This is a genomic window from Nocardia yunnanensis (assembly GCF_003626895.1).
Lineage (GTDB): Bacteria > Actinomycetota > Actinomycetes > Mycobacteriales > Mycobacteriaceae > Nocardia > Nocardia yunnanensis.
Map to the genome: position 1 here is coordinate 4,311,851 of NZ_CP032568.1, position 20,399 is coordinate 4,332,249.

Below are 20,399 nucleotides of genomic sequence, written 5' to 3' on the forward strand. Positions count from 1 at the left end.
CCCGCGGTCACGGCCTCTGAATTTCCGGTGAACACCCGGTGTGGCCCGTTCAAACCGCGCGATCGCGTGGTGACACTGAAGAGGTGAGCGCTGAGCTTCTCGTCCTGTCGATCGTGGTGATCACCGCGCTGGCCTTCGATTTCACCAACGGCTTCCACGACACCGCCAACGCGATGGCCACCTCCATCGCCACCGGTGCGCTCTCCCCCCGGGTGGCCGTGGCCCTGTCGGCCGTGCTGAACCTGGTCGGGGCGTTCCTGTCGGTCGAAGTCGCCAAAACCGTCTCCGGCGGCCTGCTCAACATCGGCGGCGTGCACCATATGGCGTTGCTGCACATCGTGTTCGCGGGCCTGGCCGGCGGCATCCTGTGGAATCTGTTCACCTGGCTGCTGGGCATCCCGTCGAGTTCCTCCCACGCCCTGTTCGGCGGCCTCATCGGCGCCGCGCTCGCCGCCCTCGGCGCCAGCGGCGTCATCTGGACCGGAGATCAGAAAACCGGCCTGATCAACAAGATCATCCTGCCGGCGTTGCTGGCCCCCTTCGTCGCGGCCCTGGTCGCCGGGCTGGGCACCTACGCTGTCTACCGCCTGACCCGCCACTCGCGCCCCGACAAGGTCAGCACCGGATTCCGCTGGGGCCAAATCGGTTCCGCGTCACTGGTGTCGCTGGCCCACGGCACCAACGACGCGCAGAAGACCATGGGCGTGATCTTCATGGCCCTGGTCGCCCACGGCACCTACACCAACGCCGACGACATCCCGCTGTGGGTCAAGATCTGCTGCGCGCTGGCGATCGCGCTGGGCACCTACCTGGGCGGCTGGCGCATCATCCGCACCCTCGGCAAGGGCCTGGTCGAGATCGACTCCCCGCAGGGCTTCGCCGCCGAAACCTCCTCGGCCGCCATCATTCTCACCTCCGCCCAGTTCGGCCTGCCGCTGTCGACCACCCAGACCGCGACCGGCTCCATCCTCGGCACCGGCCTGGGCAAGCCGGGCGCGGAGGTGCGCTGGGGCGTGATGGGCCGCATGGCCGTGGCCTGGGTGCTGACCCTGCCGCTGGCCGGACTGGTCGGCGCGTTCTGCTGGTGGCTGGCCGATCTGGCCGGCGGCCTGCTGGGCGTGCTGGTGGTGGCGGCGCTGCTGATCGCGGCTGCGGTGTGGATGTATCTGCGCTCGCGCCGCGACCCCGTCGACACCCGCAACGTCAACGACGACTGGGACGGCGGGCTCACCCCGACGCCGCGGCCGCGCGAGAAGGCCGCGGCCTGAGGAGAATTGCCGTGCACACCTTCCACGCCATCGCCAAATCCCTGGGCGAGGTCACCCTCATCGCGCTGATCCTCGGCGTCGGCGTCCCGGTGGTCTTCGCCACCGGAATCCGGTTGTGGGCCGCCGAACCCGCCGCCGACGGCCCCCGCACCACCCAGCGCACCACCGTCGCCGACACCCTGGCAGCGGTGTGCTTCGCGGCCGCCGCGCTCGTGGTCGCCGCCGGAATCCTCTACATCGCCAAGGATTTCATCAGCCACACCTTCGACATCCAGCTCTTCGGCGCCAAGCCGCCCAAGAAGTAAGGCAGCCATGACGACCAATCGCTCGATCCTGGCGACCGTGCTGGACTGGCTGCGCGCGGGCTACCCCCACGGCGTCCCCCGCGAGGACTACGTCGCGCTGTTCGCGGTGCTGCACCGCAAACTCACCGACCGCGAGGTCGACGAGGTGATCGAACAGCTGCTCGCCGCCGGCGGCGTCCTGGATCGCGCCGCCATCGAAACCGCCATTTCCGCACTCGCGCACGAGAAACCGGGCGTCGAGGACGTCAACCGAGTCGCGGCGCGACTGGCCGCGGGCGGCTGGCCGCTCGCGCACCCGTCCGAGGCGTGAGGCCCGGACCGCCCGGGGACCGCGAACACATGGCACTGTCGGAACTGTTGGCCCGCATCGTCGCGTGGCTGCGCGCGGGCTACCCGCAGGGCGTGCCCGACACCGACTATCTGCCGCTGCTGGCGATGCTGGCCACGCGACTGAGCGAAGACCAGCTGCGACAGGTCGCCGCCGAACTGATCGTGCTCGGCGCGGTCCCGCCCGACCGCGCCGACGTCGGCGTGCTCATCACCAAACTCACCGACGAGATGCCCCGCGAATCCGACCTCGAGCGCGTGCGCGCCCACCTGCGCGCCGCCGGCTGGCCCATCGACGACGGCTGGCCCGACACCACCCGCTGACCACACCGCCCGGAAACGTTGTCGAGGACGCCGACGGTCACGAGCCGCCGAAGATGCTTCGGTGTGACACGACTCGCATCCGCGCTGAATGAACATCACCATGCCGAATCTACTCTCTAGAGAATCATCTTCAGACTTCTGGACCTGATCTCGCACAATCTTCATACTTTCTCCCGAGTGGCGATCCCACCACAGTCGAGAGATCAGGAGAGCGGCATGAAGATCGGCATCCCCCGCGAGGTCAAAAACCACGAGTACCGCGTGGCCTGCACCCCCGCGGGCGTCCACGAACTCGTCGCGCGCGGCCACGAGGTGTTCCTCGAAACCGGCGCGGGCATCGGATCCACCTTCGAAGACGACGCCTACCGCTTCGCCGGCGCGCAGGTGCTCGACACCCCCGAAGCGGTCTGGGACACCGCCGATCTGGTGCTCAAGGTCAAAGAGCCCGTCGCCGAGGAGTATTCACGCCTGCGCGCCGATCAGGTGCTGTTCACCTACCTGCACCTGGCCGCCTCTCGCGAGTGCACCGACGCGCTGCTGTCGTCCGGCATCACCTCCATCGCCTACGAAACCGTCACCGCCCGTGACGGATCGCTGCCGCTGCTGGCCCCCATGAGCGAGGTCGCCGGCCGGTTGGCCCCGCAGGCCGGCGCCTACCACCTGATGCGCAGCGGCGGCGGCCGTGGCGTGCTCATGGGTGGGGTGCCCGGCGTGCGCCCGGCGCGGGTGGTCGTGCTCGGCGCGGGCGTCTCGGGCCGCAACGCCATCGCCGTCGCGCACGGCATGCACGCCGACGTCACCGTCCTGGACCTCAACATCGCCCGCCTGCGCGAGATCGACGACCTCTACCACGGCCAGGTCCGCACCGTCATGTCCAACAAACTCGAGGTCGAAAACCTCGTCCGCGAGGCCGACATGGTGATCGGCGCGGTCCTGGTGCCCGGCGCCAAGGCCCCCACCCTGGTGTCCAACGAGCTTGTCGCACAGATGAAGCCGGGCTCGGTGCTCGTCGACATCGCCATCGACCAGGGCGGCTGCTTCGCCGACTCGCACCCCACCACTCACGCCGAACCCACCTACCGCGTGCACGACTCGATCTTCTACTGCGTGGCCAACATGCCCGGCGCGGTCCCCCACACCTCCACCGTCGCCCTCACCAACGCCACCCTGCCCTACGCCGTCGCCCTCGCCGACCAGGGCTGGCGCGCCGCCGTCGCCGCCGACGCCGGCTTGGCCGCCGGCCTGAGCACCCACAAGGGCGAACTGCTCTCCGAATCCGTCGCCGCCGCCCACGGCTACGCCGCTCACCCCCTGGCCGCCTGACGCCGCACCGGCACGGCAGGCTCTCCACATCCGTGGAGAGCCTGCCGCGTCGAGCCGTCAAGCGGTGCTGTGGTGGCCCGGGCGCACGTGTTCGAAGATCAGGATAGTTTCCGTCGAGGCGACCGCCGGGTGGGCGCTGAGGTTGTCGAGCACGAAACTGCGCAGCTCGCCGGAGTCGGCGGTGGCCACGTGAATGAGGTAATCATCCGCTCCGGCAATGAAATACACGTTCTCGACCTCCGGCAGCGCCGCCAGCTGCTCACCGAACTCCGCCAGGTGACTGCGCGCGGACGGATGCACCCGCACCGCGATCATCGCCTGCAGATCCCGCCCCAGCGCCGCCGGATCGATATCGGCGTGAAACCCGCGAATCACCCCGCGCTCCACCAGCGCCCGCACCCGCCCCAAACACGTGGAGGGCGCGATCCCGGCCGCCGCCGCCAGCGCATTGTTGGTGATGCGCCCGTCGCGCGCCAGCTCGTCGAGCAGCAGCCGATCGGTGGCGTCCAACGGCACCGCCCGAGCCGCCCCGCCCGCACCATTCGACCCCGAAGAAACCTTCTTCATGATCGAACTGTACAGAAGATCCTTCACGGACCAGGGCGAGATCGGCGAAATCTTCACCACGCTGTCAGCGCTCGCGGCCGGACCGCTCCCTGGCAGCTGTCCGTCGGCGTGCACCCACGAGGCGATCACCGCCGCTACGACTCGAAAGCCGTCACCGCCGCGAATCGCTCAGGGCTGCAGAATCATCCGGCCCGGCACCCCGCCGGCGGCCTTGGTCGTGAACGCCGCCGCCGCTTCGGCCAGCGGATAGACCGCCCCTACCTGGGGTCGTAGCCCGCCCTCGTCGATCAACCGGGCCAGCTCGGCGAGCTGATCGCGGTTGGGCAGCTGCACGAACACGATCTTGGCGATATCGTCGCGATCGGTCGGGAACTCCGAGGCCGCCTTGATCGTGACCAGAATCCCGCCCGGCCGCAGCAACACCGACGACCCGGTCAGCACCTCGCCGCCGACGGTATCGACCACCAGATCCGCCTGTCCGGCAACATCTTCCAGCCGTTCACCATTGTCCAGCGCCAGATAGCGATCCACCCCCAGCTCGGTGGCCAGCTTGCGCGAATGCTCGCGCCCCGTGCCGATCACCTCCGCCCCGGCCCAGTGCGCCAACTGCGCCGCCACCGACCCCACCGCGCCGCCCGCACCGTGGATCACCACGGTCTGGCCCTTCTCCAATTTCCCGTGCTCGAACAACGCCTGCCACGCCGTCAACCCCGCCCGCGGCACCGCCGCGGCGTGAAAATGGTCCAGCGACTGCGGTTTTCGCGCCTCCACCGCCACATACTCCGCCGCCGCCCCATCGCGCAGCTGATCGGTCAACCCGAACACCTCGTCCCCCACCGCGAACCCCGCGGTCCCGAACCCCACCGCGGCCACCACTCCCGACACCTCGTTGCCGGGAATGATCGCCTCCCGCCGATGCCCCGCCCGGCACGTCCAAATCGGCCAATCCAACTCGTTGTGCGTGATCCCGCACGCCCACCACCTTGATCAACACCTCACACAACCCCGGCTTGGCATCGGGCACGTCCTCGTAGACGAGACCGGCGATCCCGGCGGTCGAATCATGAGTGCGGACAGCCTTCACGCGCCGCTCCTTCCGCTGTGCGGTTCACGGACCCGCCCCCGCGAGCCCCGCGAAAAGACGCTACGCCCCACCCCCGACAACCAACGTCGAATCAGTCAACCGACCAACACCTTTCAGCCGATTCCCAGCCACGAACCGCCCTCGTCACCGTCCTCCCCGCTGGCCCAGATATTCCAGCTGGTCTGCCCCCGTTCCCGGTGTCCGGCACCCTCCAGGTACGGCACCTGCCGCGCGAAATACCGCTTGGCCTCACATTCGTCGCCGCATTCGTCGTGCGCGGCCAGTCCCCGCCGCGCCACCGTCAAATTCAATACCGGATGATCGGGCACATCGTGCCCGAATGGTTGCTTCACCACATCAACTCCCAATATGAGGGGCGTCGGCGGGCACGAGCGCGCCGCACTCGATGAGCCGCCGTTTGGCCTGATTCTTCACAGCGCACACCGAAACCAGACAATTCCGGTGCCTTTGCATGATCAGATGCGCGTATTCGATTGTCATCACCGGCAATTCGCTATGGTCGAAGACGAGTGGGTTGGACACGAACCTCAGATTTACTCCGATGCCAACGGATTTGGGACCGCCTGGACAAGTCGATGGCCGGTTAAGTACCGGACTTCCATGGCGGGGGGTTCCAAATTTCAGGGTCTTCATTAGAGAGGCTACGAAAATGTCTGGCTCCACCCTCGCCGGCCGGGCACTCGGGCGGCTCCTGGCCGAGTACCGGCAGCGCGCCAACCTGTCCAGATCCGCCGCCGCCCGCATCGCCGCCACCTCGATCCAGACCATGGGTCGGCTCGAAGACGGGCTCAAAGCAAAGGTTTCACATCTCTGGATCAACGCGCTCGCCGACGCATACCGGTGCAGCGACGAGGAGCGGCAACTCCTGCTCAACCTCGCACAGGAGATGAACTCGGCACAAAAGAATTGGTGGCGGGCCTACGCGGACGAGATGAACCCGGGACTGCATCACTATCTGGCATTGGAAGGCGCGGCCCGCAAGCTCACCACGTGGCGCGTTTCGATGATTCCCGGTCTGCTGCAAACGCCGGAATACCGGCGGGCAATAGCCTGGTACGAATATCCCGAGATGCCGCCCGCGCAGGTCGAAAAGCGGATCGAAATGCACATCCGTCGCCAGAAACGGCTCGACGACGCTGGATTCGTCATGGACGTGATCGTGTCGGAGCTGGTCCTCCGGGATCAGATCGGCGGCCCCGCGGTCATGGCGGAGCAGTTGCAACGACTCGTGGACCTGTCGGTGCTCGACCGGATCTCGATTCGTGCCGTGACCTACGATGCGCCCGGTCACCTGGGTTCCATGGTGGGATCCTTTGCGCTGCTGGAGTTTCCGAAACTTCCCGCGACCGGCATGGTCGAACCGCCGGTCGTGTTCGTCGAGGGCTACGCCGGAGATCTCTATCTGGAACGAGAGGGTGAGGTGCGCCGCTACCGCAACGCCTTCGCCGAGATCGCGCGAGTAGCGTTGGACCCGGACACAACTCGCCAGCTGATGCTGTCGATAGCCAAGGAGTTCAGAGCGTGAATGCCGACCTGTCCCGCGCGCAGTGGTTCAAAAGCACATACAGCAGCAGTTCGGGCGGCGAATGCTTGGAGGCCGCGCATCTGTCCAGCGGGGAAGTGGCCGTCCGCGATTCGAAACTGGGTGGGTCGAGCCCGGTGCTGGTTTTCGGATCTGCCGCATGGGACCGCTTCGCCCGCGCCGTGCAGGCTGGGACGTTCGACCCGGCCTAGCCAGCGGACCCGGCCTAGCCAGCGCGGCCGGTCGCTGAAGGGGCAGCGGACGGGTTAGGGACGCGGTGCCAGCTCGGTGCCGTGCTTCTTGTACGCTCGTCGTGTGGGTACCTTTTGGCGCACTGTCACGCCGCCGCCGGTCTTCTGATCGGGCGCTGCGGCTGATTCTGCTTTCACCTCCCGGCTGACCTTCGGCGTCGGCCCGGTTTTCGTCGTGCGCCCGTTTCGATTCCTTCCCTTCGGAATTCGACGACGGAGTTCACGACAGTGTCCAACCACACCACCTCCCGCGCGTCCGCGCGCGCTCAATCCACCTCCTGGCGCGGCAGCGCGCCCATCCTGGCCGCCTCGGTCCTTTGGGGCAGCACCGGCACCGCCGCCTCCCTGGCCCCCGCCGGAACCTCGGCCGCGGCCATCGGCTCGGCCGGGCTCGCGCTGGGCGGCTCGCTGCTCTACCTGACCGGCCGCGTCCACCGCCGGACCGTCGATCGCTTGCGCCCCAACGGATCCGAACGCTGGTTGCTGATTCTCGGCGCGTGCGCGGTGGCCGGCTATCCGGTCACCTTCTATCCCGCGGTCGCCCGGACCGGCGTCGCCGTCGCAACGGTCCTGGCTCTCGGCAGCGCCCCGGTGTTCGCGGGCCTGCTGTCGTGGGTGACCGGTCGCGGTCGACCGGCCCCACGCTGGTGCGCGGCGACCGCGCTGGCCGTAATCGGCTGCGCCCTCTTGGTTCTCGGCCCTCAGCTGGCCACGGCGACCACCCGGATCGATGTGCTCGGGGTCCTGCTCGCCCTGTGTGGCGGCCTCACCTATGCCGTGTACTCCCTCATCGGCAGCACCCTCATCACCCGCGGCCATGCGTCGAACACGGTGATGGGCACCATGTTCGGCCTCGCCGCCGTCCTCGTTCTCCCCGTCGTCCTCACCGCCCACCCCGCCTGGCTGCTCTCCCCGCGCGGTGCCGCCGTAGCCCTGCACCTGGCCCTGTTCACCACCTTCCTGGCCTACCGCCTCTTCGGCTACGGTCTGCGCCACACCTCCGTCGACACGGCAACCACCCTCACCCTCGCCGAACCCGCGGTCGCCGCCCTGCTGGGTGTCACCGTCGTCGGCGAACGCCTCCCCGCCCTGTCGTGGACCGGCTTCCTCATCCTCGCCGCCGCTCTGGCCCTGCTTACCCGCCCGGCCAAGCGTGCTGCCGCTAACCCTCGCGAAGAGGACGCAGACCGGCGCGGATCTCGCTGACCAGGATCTGAGCACTTTTCAGCAGATGCGGATCATCAAGGCCGAGTACGGCCAGACCGGTCCTACCCATCGTGCACAGATGTTTCTGACGGGCACATCCACGCCCAGGCGTGTCCTCGCTGTCCGGCCTGACCGGGTGCGGGAACGGCGATCTGATCGGCCGGCGCGCGGAACCTTCGCGCTGTGTCGTCGCCGGCCTGCTCGATGTCCCGCCAAGGGCACGACGGGTCGGGTTTAGCGAGCTTGTTGCGCCCGCTCCGAATTGTGGTTATAACCAGTCTATGACGGTCGACGCCACGCTCGAAGCTCGTGGACTACTGCTCGACATGGACAGCACCCTGGTGAACTCCGAAGCGGTGGTGGAGTTGCTGTGGCGCGGCTGGGCCGAGGAACACGGACTGACCGTCGAGGAGGTGCTCGCCGTCGCGCACGGTCGCCAGGGCTGGGCCACCATGGCCCTGCTGCTGCCCGACCGCCCGGCCGAACTCAATCACGCCGACAATGCCCGCCTGCTCGAACGCGAGGCCACCATTGTCGACGGCATCGTCCCCGTCCCGGGCGCCCCGGAATTCCTGGCCGCCGTCGCCGATCTCCCGCATGCCCTGGTCACCTCCGCGAATATCGCCCTCACCGAAAAGCGCATGGCCGCAGCCGGTCTGCCCCTGCCGCTGATCCGCATCACCGCCGAATCCGTCACCGCCAGCAAGCCGCACCCGGAGGGCTTCCTTGCCGGCGCCGCCGAACTCGGCCTCGACCCCGCCGACTGCCTGGTATTCGAAGACTCCGAAGCGGGCATCGCCGCCGCCAAGGCCGCGGGCATGCGCGTCGTCGGCGTCGGCCCCCGCGCCGCCACCTACACCCCCACCGCCCACGTCCCCGACCTGACATACATCCGAGTGGAACCCGCAGCCCCCGACCGCATCGCCATCCACGTGCTGTCCTGACCCCCAACACCTTTCACCACACGATCTCCACATTTCTCCCCGCCGATGCCCACACGCGGCGGCTAACGTCGTCGCCAGTGCCGTAGTCGACGGCACGCCGGGGAGGGACGATGACCGACACGACGTCACCGCCGCGTGGTTTGTGGCCCGCCAGCCGGGAATGGCGGCGCGGGATGGCCGTATTGCTGGCGTCGGCCGGTGTGCTGGCGTGGGGCTGGGAAACATTGGTAGCGCTGGCGAATGTGCTCGATCCACCGGAAGGCGCTCGCTACCACTGGGGTTCGCTGTCTTTCGAGCGCACTTTGGAATTGCTGGCATCGGTCTTCGCCCTGGCGACCCTGCTGTTGTTCACCGCCGTCGTGATGCTGCTGTGCCGCCTGCGCGTGGGCCGGCTGCTGGTCATCGGCGCCTCGATCACCGTGCTGGCGATCCACACCGTGTTCTCGACCTTCGTGTGGGTCCCCGGAGGCGCCTTCCACGAGGGACTCCAACCGGACTTGCCGGCCTCCTGGCCATTGATGATCGTCCCGCTGCTGACCATCGGGCTGCTGCTCGGGCCGGCGCCACGCGAGTACTGACGGGGTGAGCGAGATGACAACCGACACCGCGCCGGCGCGGAAACTGGTCCGCAGGTGGCAGGCGACGCGGGAATGGCGGCGCGGGATCGCGATCCTGCTGGCATTCCTCGGCATGCTCGGGTGGGGTATGGAGACGCTGCTCGCGCTGTTCGACACCACCGAACCGAAATTCGACGACATGGGCTATCTGGGTACGACCGCAGTCGACGTATTCGTCACCGCCGCACTGTGTTTCGGTCTGCTCACGGTGCTGTTGGGCGGCGGCGCGGTCTTGCTGATGTGCCGGCTGCGCCTGGGTCGCTACCTGCTCATCGGCACCTCGGCACTCGTGCTGGCGGGCCAAGCCCTGGCGCTCACGCTGGCCGCCATCCCCATCGACGACTTCTCCAACCAGCCGCCCCCGAGTATGGCGTTCAACGGCTGGCTGACGATCTTCCCGCTCGCCACCCTCGTGCTGTTGCTCGGCAAGCAGCGCGAGCACTGAAACCGAATGCGCCCGTGGACAATCCACGGGCGCACCGGACCGGGCGACGTCGGCGTCAATACGCCGCCCGGAGACCTTGCGGCGCAGGCGTTCCGCTCAGACGCTCTCGGCGCCGACCGGCCGGCCCAGGCGCGAATGGAAGCGCGAGTACCCGAAGTAGATGATCAGGCCGATAACCAGCCACGCCGCGAACCGCACCCACGTCTCCCACGGCAGCGACCAGATCAGATAGATGGAGAACCCGATGCCCACGACCGGCACCACCGGCATCAACGGCAGCCGGAATTCGCGCGGCTCGTCGGGGCGGGTGTAGCGCAGCACGATCACCGAGATGCTGACCACGATGAACGCCATCAGAATGCCGATATTGGTCAGCTCGGCAACGATATTGATCTTCAGGAACCCGGCCAGGATCGCCGAGCCGATGCCCACGATCCAGGTCACCCGCGTGGGCACTTTGCGAACCGGATGCGTCTTGGCGAACCACGACGGCAGCAGCCCGTCGCGGCTCATGGCGAACCACACGCGCGTCACGCCCAGCATGAACGTCAGCACCACGGTGATGATGCCGACGATCGCGCCGATGGCGATGATATTGGCGACCGACCCCATCCCGACGGACTTGAACGCGGTGGAGAACCCGGAGGTCGGCGAGATCTCGGTGTATTTCTGCATCCCGGTCAGCACCAGGCACGCTGCCACGTACAACACCATGGCGATGGCCAGCGAGTAGATGATCGCCTTGGGCAGATGCTTTTTCGCCTCGGTGGACTCCTCGGCCGCGGTGCTCATGGCGTCGTAGCCGAACACCGCGAAGAACACCGTCGCCGCCCCCGTCCACACCGCGCCGGTGCCGAACGGGAAGTAGGGGTGATAGTTCGCGCTGTCGATCTTGAACACGCCCAGCACGATGATCAGCAGCACGATCGCCACCTTGATCCCCACCGCGATCGTCTCGAACCGCCCCACGCTCTTGATCCCGCGCGACAGCACGAACGCGCTGCCCAGGCAGAACAGGATCGCGAACACGTCCACCTTGTGCCCGGCGCCGGTGCCCGCGGCCCCGAGCATCCAGTGCGGCAACGTGATTCCGATCTGATCCAGCAGGAAGTTGAAGTATCCCGACACCCCGATGGCGACCACCGCCGCCACTGCCACGTACTCGAGCAGCAGATCCCACCCGATGAACCACCCGGCCAGCTCCCCCAGCGAGACATACCCGTAGGTGTAGGCCGAGCCGGCCTTGGGCACCATGCCCGCGAACTCCGCGTAGCACAGCGCCGCGCACGCACTGGCGACGCCCGCGATCAGAAACGAGATGAGAACCGAAGGCCCCGTGGTGGAATGGGCCACCGACCCGGCCAGCGCGAAGATGCCCGCGCCGATGATGCCGCCCACCCCGATGGCCGTGAGCTGCCACAGCCCCAGATGCTTGGACAGCTGCTCGTCGGCGGGGGTGTCGTCCTCCACCTCCGAGATCGGTTTGCGGCGCATGATCTGGCCGCGCATTTCCGCAAGGGACATGCCGGTTCCTTTCGTTCCGCTGCGCCCGCCTCATCGCGTGGCGCAGGTCACACTCGAGCTAGCTCAGCTAATCGGACCATGCGGCGGGCTGTGATCGGGCGATTGGTTAAATAAAGTTCGCAATCGTTGTCCAACCGGCCGAAGCCGTCGAATCGGGCACCCGCCGCGTGTCGCCCCGCGAGCCCGCCGGTCGCGACCTCCCGGCAGGCCGCAGCCGTTCGTTTCGAGCCGTTGGCGCGCCTTTTCCGTGCAGGTCGCGATACTCGCCGCGTATGGAAGCCGTTGCGCCCGCAGGCTTTCGGCGAGCGAACCCCGCCCCGGTGATCTATCTTCTAACCGAAACAGGTTCCTTTTTATTTTCGAGGTGGGGGTTCAGTCCACGTGACACTGGGCGTGTACGAGCACGAAGTGCTCGACCGAGTCGAGAAACTGCTACCGGTGCTGCGCGAACGCGCGCAGGAGACCGAGGATCTCAAGCGCATTCCCGACCAAACCATCACCGACCTGCGCGCCACCGGCGTCCTGCAGCTGATGCAACCCACCCAATGGGGCGGGTACGCCGCCGAGCCGGTGCTCGTCTACGACGCCATCCGCCGGATCTCGCGTGCGTGCGGTTCCACCGGCTGGATCACCAGCGTGTTCGGCATCCACCCCTGGCATCTGGCGCTGTTCGATCAGCAAGCGCAGCAGGAAGTCTGGGGCGCCGACCGCGAAGCCCTGATCTGCTCCTCCTACGCCCCCATGGGCGCGGGCTTGCAGGTCGACGGCGGCTTCCGGGTCAGCGGCGCGTGGCGCTACTCCTCCGGCTGCGATCACGCCGACTGGGCGCTGCTGGGCGGCCCGGTCCTCGCCGATGGCGCGCCCGTGCTGGTCGACGGCATGCCGCAGTTCGGCAGCTTCCTCATCCCCAAGGCCGACTTCACCGTCGACCCGGTGTGGGACACCTTCGGCCTGGCCGGCACCGGCTCCAATACCGTTGTGGTGCAGGACGTTTTCGTCCCCGAGCACCGGTTCCTGAGCTTCTACGCCATGAACGACGGCACCATGCCCGGCGTGGCGGTCAACACCGAACCGGTGTATCGGATGCCGTGGGGCACCATCCTGCCCACCGGCCTGTCGACGCCGGTGCTCGGCATGGCCGAGGGCGCACGCGACATCTACGTCGAATACCAGCGCGAGCGCTGGCGGGCGGCGTTCGTCGGCGAACAGGCCAAGAACGACCCCTACGTCACCGAACGCGTGGGCCGCGTCTCCAGCGATATCGACGCCTCCTGGCGGCAGCTGGCCGGCCACATCGTCGAGGAGTATCAGACCATCCTGGCCGGCCAGGAGGTCTCGATCGACACCCGCCTGGATGCCCGCCGCGATCAGGTGCGCGCCACCCAGCGCTGCGTCGCCGCCATCGACGTGTTCATGGAATCCGCCGGAGCGGCGGCCCTGTCGAAAGGCACACCGCTGCAACGGCTGTTCCGCGACGCGCACGCCGCCCGCGTGCACGCCACCAACGAGGCCGAGAAGGTCTACGACATGTACGGCCAGTACAAGTTCGGCCGCGACCCCATGCTGATCATGGTGTAGCCCAACCTGTTCGGTGTGGGCCAGCTGATTCCGATTCAGCGCGCCTGAGTCACCGCCGTGCGCCCGGCCGCAATGCTCGCAGGAAGAACGCGAGGTTGGCTGGGCGTTCGGCCAGGCGGCGCATGAAATAGCCGTACCACTGATCGCCGTAGGGCACATAGGTGCGCAGGTGCGCGCCGGTGGCGACCAGGCGCTGTTGTTCGTCGTCGCGGATGCCGTAGAGCATCTGGAACTCGAACCGGTCGGCTGTGCGCCGGCCCGCGCGCAGGAACCCGGTCGCCGCCTCGAGCATGACCGGATCGTGGGTGGCGATCATCGGGTAGCCGTCACCGCGCATGAGAATCTCCAGGCAGCGCAGATACGACGCGTCCACCTCGTCGCGATCCTGATACGCCACCTCCGCCGGTTCGCGATACGCGCCCTTGCACAACCGGATTCGCGAACCCGCACCGGAGAAGTCGCGGCAGTCGCCCTCGGTGCGCAGCAGATACGCCTGCAACACCGTGCCCACCCACGGGAAATCCTCCCGCAGCGCCCGCACCACCGCCAGCGTGGAATCGGTGGTGGTGTGATCCTCCGCGTCGATCGTCACCCACACTCCCACGGCCGCGGCGGCGGTGCAGATCTTGTGCGCATGCTCGAGGGCGATGGCGTGCCCGTCGCGCGGCAGCGACTGCCCCAGCGCCGACAGCTTGAGCGAAACCTCCAGCGGCCGCACCGCATCCGCCGACCCCGGCAATTCGCCGAGCGCCGCCAACAGACTCAGGTACTGCGAGACCGTCGCGCGCGCCTGCTCGATATCGGTGGTGTCCTCGCCCAGATAGTCGATGCTCGCGAACCGCCCCGACTCCCGCAGCGCCGCGACCGCCGCGACCGCCTGCGCCTCGGATTCCCCGGCCACGAAGCGCCGCACCAGCTTCCGCGTCGCCGCGCTGGCGGTGACGGTCCGTTGCACGCGCGGCGAGCGCGAGGCCGCCAGCAGCGCCGGACGCAAGACGGTGGTGAACATCAGCGCACCCCCGCTTCCGGCGCGCCACCCTGATGCGGATAGCGGTGATCGGTCGGCGGCACGAAGGTCTCCTTGATCGTGCGCGGCGAGGTCCAGCGCAGCAGATTCTGCGCCGACCCGGCCTTGTCGTTGGTGCCCGAGGCCCGCGAACCGCCGAAGGGCTGCTGGCCGACCACCGCGCCGGTGGGTTTGTCGTTGATGTAGAAATTGCCCGCCGCGAACCGCAGCCGCGCGGTCGCGGTCGCCACCGCGGCCCGGTCGTCGGCGATCACCGCGCCGGTGAGCCCGTAGGCCGCGCCCCGATCGACCACGCTCAGCACCTCCTCGAACGCACCGGGCGCGGAATCGTCGTAGACGTGCACCGCCAGAATCGGGCCGAAGTATTCGGTGCGGAACGCCTCGTCGCCGGGATCCTCGCCCAGCAGCACCGTCGGCTCCACGAAAAAGCCTTCGGTGTCGTCGGCGCGACCGCCGGTGAGCACGGTCAGGCTCCCGGTCGCCTTGGCGCGCTCGAGCGCGGCCACATTGCGGTCGAAGGCACGCCGATCGATCAGCGCCCCACCGAAATTGGTGAAATCGGTGACGTCACCGTAGGTCAGCTCGGAGACCGCGCCCAGGAACTCCCCCGACATCCGCGACCACACCGACCGCGGCACGAACGCCCGCGACGCCGCCGAACACTTCTGACCCTGATAGTCGAAGGCCCCGCGAATCAGCGCCGTGCTCAACACCTTCGGATCCGCCGAGGAGTGCGCGACCACGAAATCCTTGCCGCCGGTCTCACCGACCAGCCGCGGATAGGTGTCGTAGCCGGCGATATTGTCGGCCACCGACCGCCACAAATGCTGGAAGGTCCCGGTCGACCCGGTGAAATGAATCCCGGCCAGCCGCCGATCCGCCAGCGCCACCGCCGACACCTCCGGCCCGTGCCCGTGCACCAGATTGATTACGCCGGGTGGCAGCCCCGCCGCCTCCAGCAGCCGCATCGTCCAGTACGCCGAAAAAGCCTGCGTGGGTGAGGGTTTCCACACCACGGTATTGCCCATCAGCGCGGGCGCGGTCGGCAGATTGCCCGCGATCGCGGTGAAATTGAACGGCGTGATCGCGTACACGAACCCTTCCAGCGGCCGGTACTCCACCCGATTCCACACCCCCGGCACCGAGATCGGCTGCTCGGCGAGGATCCCGCGCGCGAAATGCACGTTGAACCGCCAGAAATCCACCAGTTCGCACGGCGCGTCGATCTCGGCCTGATACGCGGTCTTGGACTGACCCAGCATGGTCGCCGCCGCCACCGTCTCCCGCCACGGCCCCGACAGCAGATCCGCCGCCCGCAGAAACACCGCCGCGCGCTCGTCGAACGACAAGGCTCGCCAGCCGGGTGCGGCGGCCGCGGCAGCCTCGATCGCCGCCGCCGTGTCCTGGGCCTCGGCAGGGGTGATGGATCCCAGCACCTGCGAATGCCGATGCGGCTGCACCACATTCACGACCTCCCCTGTGCCGCGGCGCTCGCGGCCCGCGATCACATGAGGGATCTCCACGGGGTTCGCGGCGAGTTCGGCCAGCTTGTCCTGCAACCGCGCGCGTTCCGCGCTCCCGGGCGCGAAGGTGCCCACCGGTTCGTTCACCGGCGGCGGAGTGACCGTGACAGCGTCCATGACATCCTCCTGGCGACACGTGGCCCAAGCCACAAAGCGGATACGCCGAGTCAACCCCCAACCGGCCCACGAATATTGAGCCGATCGGCCAAACCACTCCCGAAACTGTTGTACGTTCGGCTGAAGGGCGGCTGCGCGCGGTTATCGCGCAGCGACCCGGCAAACGATCGTGGAGGGTGCCGTCATGGCCAACAGCAAACCCGGCCCAGCGGTGACTGATCGCGGCGGTGACGCGGCCGAGCGCGGCGATCACGCGGCCGATATCGGCGATCACGCGGCCGATCACGACGGTCACGCGGCCATACGAGGGGCTCAGGAGGCCGAGCGAGGCAGTCACGCGGCTGAGCGGAAGAGTCACGCGGCCGAGCGGAAGAATCACGCGGCCGAGCGAGGGGGTCGCGGGGCCGAGCGAGGGGGCCACGGGGCCGAGGGAGTGGGAGTCGCGTTGCGACAGTTGCTGGATGCGCTCGGCACGACCCTGGTCGAACTGCTCGCCGCGCCCGCCGGCGACGAGGTGGCGATCCGCTCGGTCGCCTTGGTCGACAGCTCGGATCTGGCCGCGGAAACGGTTGCGCACGAGCCGATGTCGGACATGTACCTGCATGTCGGCGTCACCGCCGCCGAGGCCACCCACTGGCTTCGAGGCCTCGCCGAGCGTGAACCTGCCCAGCGGCCTCGCGTCGTGCTGTCCAAAGCCGCCGATTCCGCGGACCTACGGCAGGCGGCAGCGCAGGCGGGCATCGCGGTGGCCGCGGTACATCCACGCGCGCGCTGGGATCACGTGTACCCGCTGATCCGGCGCATGCTCGAGCGCACTGGCCCCGCCCGCGACAGCGCCGAACAGGACCTATTGGGCGCCGACACCGACCTTTTCGGGCTGGCGCAGGTCATCGCCCAGAACGCCGGCGGCATGGTGACCATCGAGGACGCGCACTCCCATGTGCTGGCCTACTCGGCCTCCACCGACGCCGCCGACCGCCTGCGCGTGCAATCCATCCTCGGCCGCGAAGGCCCGCGCGAATACCTGCGCATCCTGCAACAGTGGGGCGTATTCGACCGGCTGCGCCACACCGACGAGGTCATCGACCTGCCAGCCCACCCCGAACTCGACATCAAACACCGTCTCGCCGTGGGCATTCGACGCCCCGGCGGCGACCGGGCCGCCACCATGCTCGGCTCGATCTGGCTACAGGAGGGCGACCGGCCCTTCGCCGCCGGCGCCGCCGAAGTGCTGCGCGGCGCCGCGGCCATCGCCGCCCGCATCATCTCCCGCAGCCTCGACGCCCCCTCCACCGAGGCCCTACTGATCCAGCGACTGTTCGGCGCACACGGCGACAGCGTCGACGTACCCTCCGTCGCCGGCGCCCTCGGCATCCCAATCACCGGCCCCGCCGCCGTCATCGGCTTCGCCCTCACCGACAACAGCCTCACCCGCAACCGCACCCCCTCCGCCGCACGCGGCAGCGATCGCACCGCCTCCGCCGCACGCGACCGCGCCACCCGCGGCAGCGACAGCACCACCTTCGCCGCCCGCGACCGCGCCAACCTCGGCGGCAACAGCACCGCTTCCGCTGCCCGCTCCCGGGTCACCCTCGGCAGCGACAGCACCACCTTCGCCGCCCGCGACCGCGCTACCCTCGGCAGCGCGCTTCGCTTGCGCGCCAGCGCGTTTCGCCCCGACTCGCTCACCACCCTCATCGGTGATCGCGCCTACCTGCTGTTACCGCGCTACCAGTCCGACCGCGCCGTCACCGCCTGGACTCGGCAGCTGGTCGACCAACTCGAAACCAGCGGCGCCCTGCTCCTGCGCGCCGCCATCGCCATCCCCGTCCCCGACCTCGCCCACGTCGCCACCGCCCGTCGCGAGGTCGACCGCGTCCTGGACTCCACCGCCGCCGCCTTCCCCCACGACCGCGTCACCACCCTCGCCGACTCCCGCACCACCGTCCTGCTCGGCGAAATCCTCGACCTCATCGACGCGCATCCCGAACTCCACGACCCGCGCTTGTCCGCCCTCTTCGACTACGACCGCACCCACGCCGCCCAACTCCAAACCAGCGTCACCCACTACCTACGCCACCACGGCGACGTCCGCACCGCCGCCACCGCCCTCAACATCCACCCCAACACCCTGCGCTACCGCCTACGCCGCGCCCAGGAAATCACCGGCCTCGACCTCGACACCCCCGCCGACCGCCTCCTGCTCGAACTCCAACTGGTCCGCCACAACCGCACCCCCTGAACCAAGCACGCCCGCCCGCCACCACCGCAGCCCCTGACCCAAATACACCTGCCCGCCACCACCGCAGTCCCTGACCCAATAGACCCTCCCGCATGAAGTAGCTTCAGCCAGAATGGGATCGAGCAATACGGGAGGAACGATGACGCGACGGGCAGTCGTCACCGGTGGCGGCACCGGTATCGGGAAGGCGGTCGCGCACCGCCTCGCCGCCGAGGGCGCGGCGGTGACCATCATCGGTCGCCGCCTGTCGCCGCTGGAAGCCACCGCCAAGGAAATCAACGACGGCCTCGGCGCCGACCGCGTCAGCATCGCCACCGCCGATTTGACTGATCCGGAGCAAGTCCAGGCTGTCGCCGCGCGCATCGCCGCCGACGGCCCGGTCGACGTGCTGGTCAACAATGCCGGCGGCAATCCCGCGGCCACACCGGCCGATCTGGGCGCACTCGCCGACGCCTACACCGATACCTTCCGGCTCAACGTGGTGACCGCGGTGCTGATCACCGAAGCGCTGCTGCCGCACCTCACCAGCCCCGGCGGGCGAATCGTCTCGGTCAGCTCGATCGCGGCACTGCGCGGCGCCGGACCCTACGGGGCCGCCAAGGCCGCCCTGCACGGCTGGTCGATGGGCTTGGCGCAACAGCTTGCCCCGCAGGGCATCACGGTCAATGTCGTCGCCCCCGGCTTCGTGCCCGCGACCGAGTTCTGGGCCCAGCGGCTGACCCCGGAGCTGGAAGCCGACCGGATCGCGCAGATTCCCTTGGGGCACGCGGGAACTCCCGAGGAGGTGGCGGCGGGGATCGCGTATCTCGCCGGGCCGGAGGCCGGGTGGACCACTGGGCAGATCCTGCAGATCAACGGGGGGACGGTGCTCGGACGCGGGTGATCAGCGTCCGGGGCCGGTGCAGCCCGGCGGGACCAGGCGGCCGGTCAGCAGTTGCTCGATCCAGTTGGTGGTCAAGGGGATCGACAGGGCGCCCACGAGGAAGTGCTCACCGCGGAACGGTTGCAGGCGGATTCGTGCGCCGTGGGAGCACCAGTTGTCGAACAGTTGCCGGGCCCCGGCGTAGGGGATCCAGATTTCGTCGACGCCGTGGAAGAGGAATATCGGTGCCGTCGGGGCTACGGCGCCGGGGCGGTTCTCGCGCAGGATTCGTTGCACCAACGGCAGTTTCATCGGGTCGGGGACATCGGTGAGTTGTTCGACCCGCACGGGGGCGATCACACCCAGGACCGTCTCCTGGGAAATGCAGATGTCGCGGAACAGTTTCGCCAGCCGCCAGCCGTTGTCGTTGAGCAGGGTCAGCAGTTCGGGATATTCGCGGCCGAGACCCAAGGCGGCGGCCAGCAGGACACCGGAGGCGAAGTTCCCGTCCATGCGGGGCAGCAGCAACTCGTAATCCACCGGGTTGCCGCCGATCATCGCGCCCGCCAAGCGAATCTCGGGGGCGTAGGCTGGGGCGAGCTGCGCGGCCCAGCTGGTGGCGATCGCCCCGCCGGAATAGCCGGTCAGCACCACGGGCGTCGCGGGGCCGAGATCCGGCGTATTGATGGCCGCGCGAATCGAATCGAGTACGGCGTGACCGCCCATCAACCCGGCCGCGTATGCCTGGCGCGGACCTTGATGATCGGGGACGACCACCGCGTAGTTCTTGGCCAGCAGCAACTGGATCGCCACCACATCGGCCGACACGCCCCGCTGCAGTTCTTTCGAGGGCGCGCAGCCGTGCCCGACCGAGGAGATCGGAATGTTGTAGGACACCAGCGGTCTCGGGCCCGGCCCGTGCCAGGGCGCGTCCGGCAGCAGCAAGGTTGTCACCACCGGGACCGCGCGATCGTGGGAATCGGTGGAGCGCACCAGCAACTCCAGCGCACGCGCGGCCGGAAACAGCCCGTGCACCGGGCGCATGCCCAGCAGCGACCCGGGCGCGGTGGACTCGAAGCCGGGTGCGGGCGTGTAGAACGGGTCGGTCCGCGGCGTCGGCATGAGTGAGGCCGGATCGCGTTGCGGCGTGATCAGATCCAGCACCGGGTCGGCGTGCGCGGCGGCCGGCACCAGCGTGGTCGCCAGCACCACCAGGATCCACATCCGAATTGACCGGATCGTCACGATCCCGGATCGTCGCATACCGAAGCGGCGCAGTTCCGGATTTGCCTCGGCGCGGCGGCCGGATCTCCCGGAACCCC

At 68.5% G+C, this 20,399-nt stretch carries 22 protein-coding genes; 14 read left to right on the forward strand and 8 right to left on the reverse strand.

Annotated elements, in window-relative coordinates; all coding sequences use genetic code 11:
• Positions 1-83: 83 nt before the first annotated feature.
• From D7D52_RS20215 to ald, 5 genes are all read left to right on the forward strand, one after another.
• The gene (locus tag D7D52_RS20215; RefSeq protein ID WP_120738624.1) at positions 84-1,268 is read left to right on the forward strand and encodes an inorganic phosphate transporter; all 1,185 of its coding nucleotides are present in this window, start codon (positions 84-86) and stop codon (positions 1,266-1,268) included.
• Positions 1,269-1,279: 11 nt separating this feature from the next.
• The gene (locus tag D7D52_RS20220) at positions 1,280-1,573 is read left to right on the forward strand and encodes a hypothetical protein (protein WP_120738626.1); all 294 of its coding nucleotides are present in this window, start codon (positions 1,280-1,282) and stop codon (positions 1,571-1,573) included.
• 7 nt (positions 1,574-1,580) lie between these two features.
• Positions 1,581-1,883, forward strand: a complete 303-nt coding sequence (locus D7D52_RS20225) for a DUF3349 domain-containing protein (RefSeq protein WP_120738628.1) — start codon at positions 1,581-1,583, stop codon at positions 1,881-1,883.
• A 29-nt stretch (positions 1,884-1,912) separates the two neighbouring features.
• A complete protein-coding gene (locus D7D52_RS20230; protein ID WP_120738630.1) occupies positions 1,913-2,224 on the forward strand; it encodes a DUF3349 domain-containing protein in 312 nt (103 codons plus the stop codon).
• Positions 2,225-2,440: 216 nt separating this feature from the next.
• Positions 2,441-3,547: an alanine dehydrogenase gene (gene ald, locus D7D52_RS20235; RefSeq protein WP_120738632.1), complete on the forward strand. Its 1,107-nt coding sequence runs from the start codon at positions 2,441-2,443 to the stop codon at positions 3,545-3,547.
• A gap of 57 nt (positions 3,548-3,604) precedes the next feature.
• Here ald and D7D52_RS20240 read toward each other — a convergent pair whose 3' ends face one another.
• The 4 genes from D7D52_RS20240 to D7D52_RS20255 all read right to left on the reverse strand — a co-directional run bounded on the left by D7D52_RS20240 (position 3,605) and on the right by D7D52_RS20255 (position 5,741).
• Complete coding sequence (locus D7D52_RS20240) at positions 3,605-4,114, reverse strand: Lrp/AsnC family transcriptional regulator (RefSeq protein ID WP_120744298.1); 510 nt, start codon at positions 4,112-4,114, stop codon at positions 3,605-3,607.
• A gap of 168 nt (positions 4,115-4,282) precedes the next feature.
• Positions 4,283-5,065, reverse strand: coding sequence for an NADP-dependent oxidoreductase (locus D7D52_RS20245; protein ID WP_246023183.1), 783 nt, complete (start codon positions 5,063-5,065; stop codon positions 4,283-4,285).
• 246 nt (positions 5,066-5,311) lie between these two features.
• Positions 5,312-5,554: a hypothetical protein gene (locus D7D52_RS20250; protein ID WP_120738634.1), complete on the reverse strand. Its 243-nt coding sequence runs from the start codon at positions 5,552-5,554 to the stop codon at positions 5,312-5,314.
• 1 nt (position 5,555) lies between these two features.
• Entirely contained in the window at positions 5,556-5,741 is a 186-nt protein-coding gene (locus D7D52_RS20255; RefSeq protein WP_120738636.1) for a hypothetical protein, read from the reverse strand.
• Between the two features lie 127 nt (positions 5,742-5,868).
• Here D7D52_RS20255 and D7D52_RS20260 point away from each other — a divergent pair, with 127 nt between their 5' ends.
• The 6 genes from D7D52_RS20260 to D7D52_RS20285 all read left to right on the forward strand — a co-directional run bounded on the left by D7D52_RS20260 (position 5,869) and on the right by D7D52_RS20285 (position 10,204).
• The gene (locus tag D7D52_RS20260; RefSeq protein ID WP_120738638.1) at positions 5,869-6,744 is read left to right on the forward strand and encodes a helix-turn-helix domain-containing protein; all 876 of its coding nucleotides are present in this window, start codon (positions 5,869-5,871) and stop codon (positions 6,742-6,744) included.
• Entirely contained in the window at positions 6,741-6,953 is a 213-nt protein-coding gene (locus D7D52_RS20265; RefSeq protein ID WP_120738640.1) for a DUF397 domain-containing protein, read from the forward strand. Before D7D52_RS20260 ends, D7D52_RS20265 begins: the two co-directional genes overlap by 4 nt.
• A gap of 267 nt (positions 6,954-7,220) precedes the next feature.
• Positions 7,221-8,198 carry a DMT family transporter gene (locus tag D7D52_RS20270; protein WP_120738642.1) on the forward strand — a complete coding sequence of 326 codons (978 nt, stop codon included), beginning with the start codon at positions 7,221-7,223 and terminating at the stop codon, positions 8,196-8,198.
• A gap of 281 nt (positions 8,199-8,479) precedes the next feature.
• Positions 8,480-9,142, forward strand: coding sequence for an HAD-IA family hydrolase (locus D7D52_RS20275; RefSeq protein WP_120738644.1), 663 nt, complete (start codon positions 8,480-8,482; stop codon positions 9,140-9,142).
• A 110-nt stretch (positions 9,143-9,252) separates the two neighbouring features.
• A complete protein-coding gene (locus D7D52_RS20280) occupies positions 9,253-9,720 on the forward strand; it encodes a hypothetical protein (RefSeq protein WP_162958422.1) in 468 nt (155 codons plus the stop codon).
• A gap of 13 nt (positions 9,721-9,733) precedes the next feature.
• Positions 9,734-10,204, forward strand: coding sequence for a hypothetical protein (locus D7D52_RS20285; RefSeq protein ID WP_162958423.1), 471 nt, complete (start codon positions 9,734-9,736; stop codon positions 10,202-10,204).
• 96 nt (positions 10,205-10,300) lie between these two features.
• Here D7D52_RS20285 and D7D52_RS20290 read toward each other — a convergent pair whose 3' ends face one another.
• Positions 10,301-11,728: an amino acid permease gene (locus tag D7D52_RS20290; RefSeq protein WP_120738650.1), complete on the reverse strand. Its 1,428-nt coding sequence runs from the start codon at positions 11,726-11,728 to the stop codon at positions 10,301-10,303.
• 387 nt (positions 11,729-12,115) lie between these two features.
• On the opposite strand from D7D52_RS20290, the gene hsaA reads away from it, so the two are divergent.
• Complete coding sequence (hsaA, locus tag D7D52_RS20295; RefSeq protein ID WP_120744299.1) at positions 12,116-13,306, forward strand: 3-hydroxy-9,10-secoandrosta-1,3,5(10)-triene-9,17-dione monooxygenase oxygenase subunit; 1,191 nt, start codon at positions 12,116-12,118, stop codon at positions 13,304-13,306.
• Positions 13,307-13,355: 49 nt separating this feature from the next.
• Here the strand turns inward: hsaA and D7D52_RS20300 are convergent, their stop codons facing one another.
• Entirely contained in the window at positions 13,356-14,315 is a 960-nt protein-coding gene (locus tag D7D52_RS20300) for a proline dehydrogenase family protein (protein ID WP_120738652.1), read from the reverse strand.
• Complete coding sequence (gene pruA, locus D7D52_RS20305) at positions 14,315-15,973, reverse strand: L-glutamate gamma-semialdehyde dehydrogenase (protein ID WP_120738654.1); 1,659 nt, start codon at positions 15,971-15,973, stop codon at positions 14,315-14,317. Before pruA ends, D7D52_RS20300 begins: the two co-directional genes overlap by 1 nt.
• Before the next feature lie 433 nt (positions 15,974-16,406).
• On the opposite strand from pruA, the gene D7D52_RS39285 reads away from it, so the two are divergent.
• Together D7D52_RS39285 and D7D52_RS20315 are read left to right on the forward strand one after the other, a co-directional pair.
• On the forward strand, positions 16,407-18,215 hold the full coding sequence (locus tag D7D52_RS39285) for a PucR family transcriptional regulator (RefSeq protein ID WP_425464553.1): 1,809 nt from the start codon (positions 16,407-16,409) through the stop codon (positions 18,213-18,215).
• Positions 18,216-18,354: 139 nt separating this feature from the next.
• Positions 18,355-19,098 (forward strand): SDR family NAD(P)-dependent oxidoreductase, encoded by a 744-nt coding sequence (locus D7D52_RS20315; RefSeq protein WP_120738656.1) that lies wholly within the window; start codon positions 18,355-18,357, stop codon positions 19,096-19,098.
• Here D7D52_RS20315 and D7D52_RS20320 read toward each other — a convergent pair whose 3' ends face one another.
• Positions 19,099-20,322, reverse strand: a complete 1,224-nt coding sequence (locus D7D52_RS20320; RefSeq protein ID WP_246023185.1) for a lipase family protein — start codon at positions 20,320-20,322, stop codon at positions 19,099-19,101.
• Positions 20,323-20,399 lie beyond the last annotated feature (77 nt).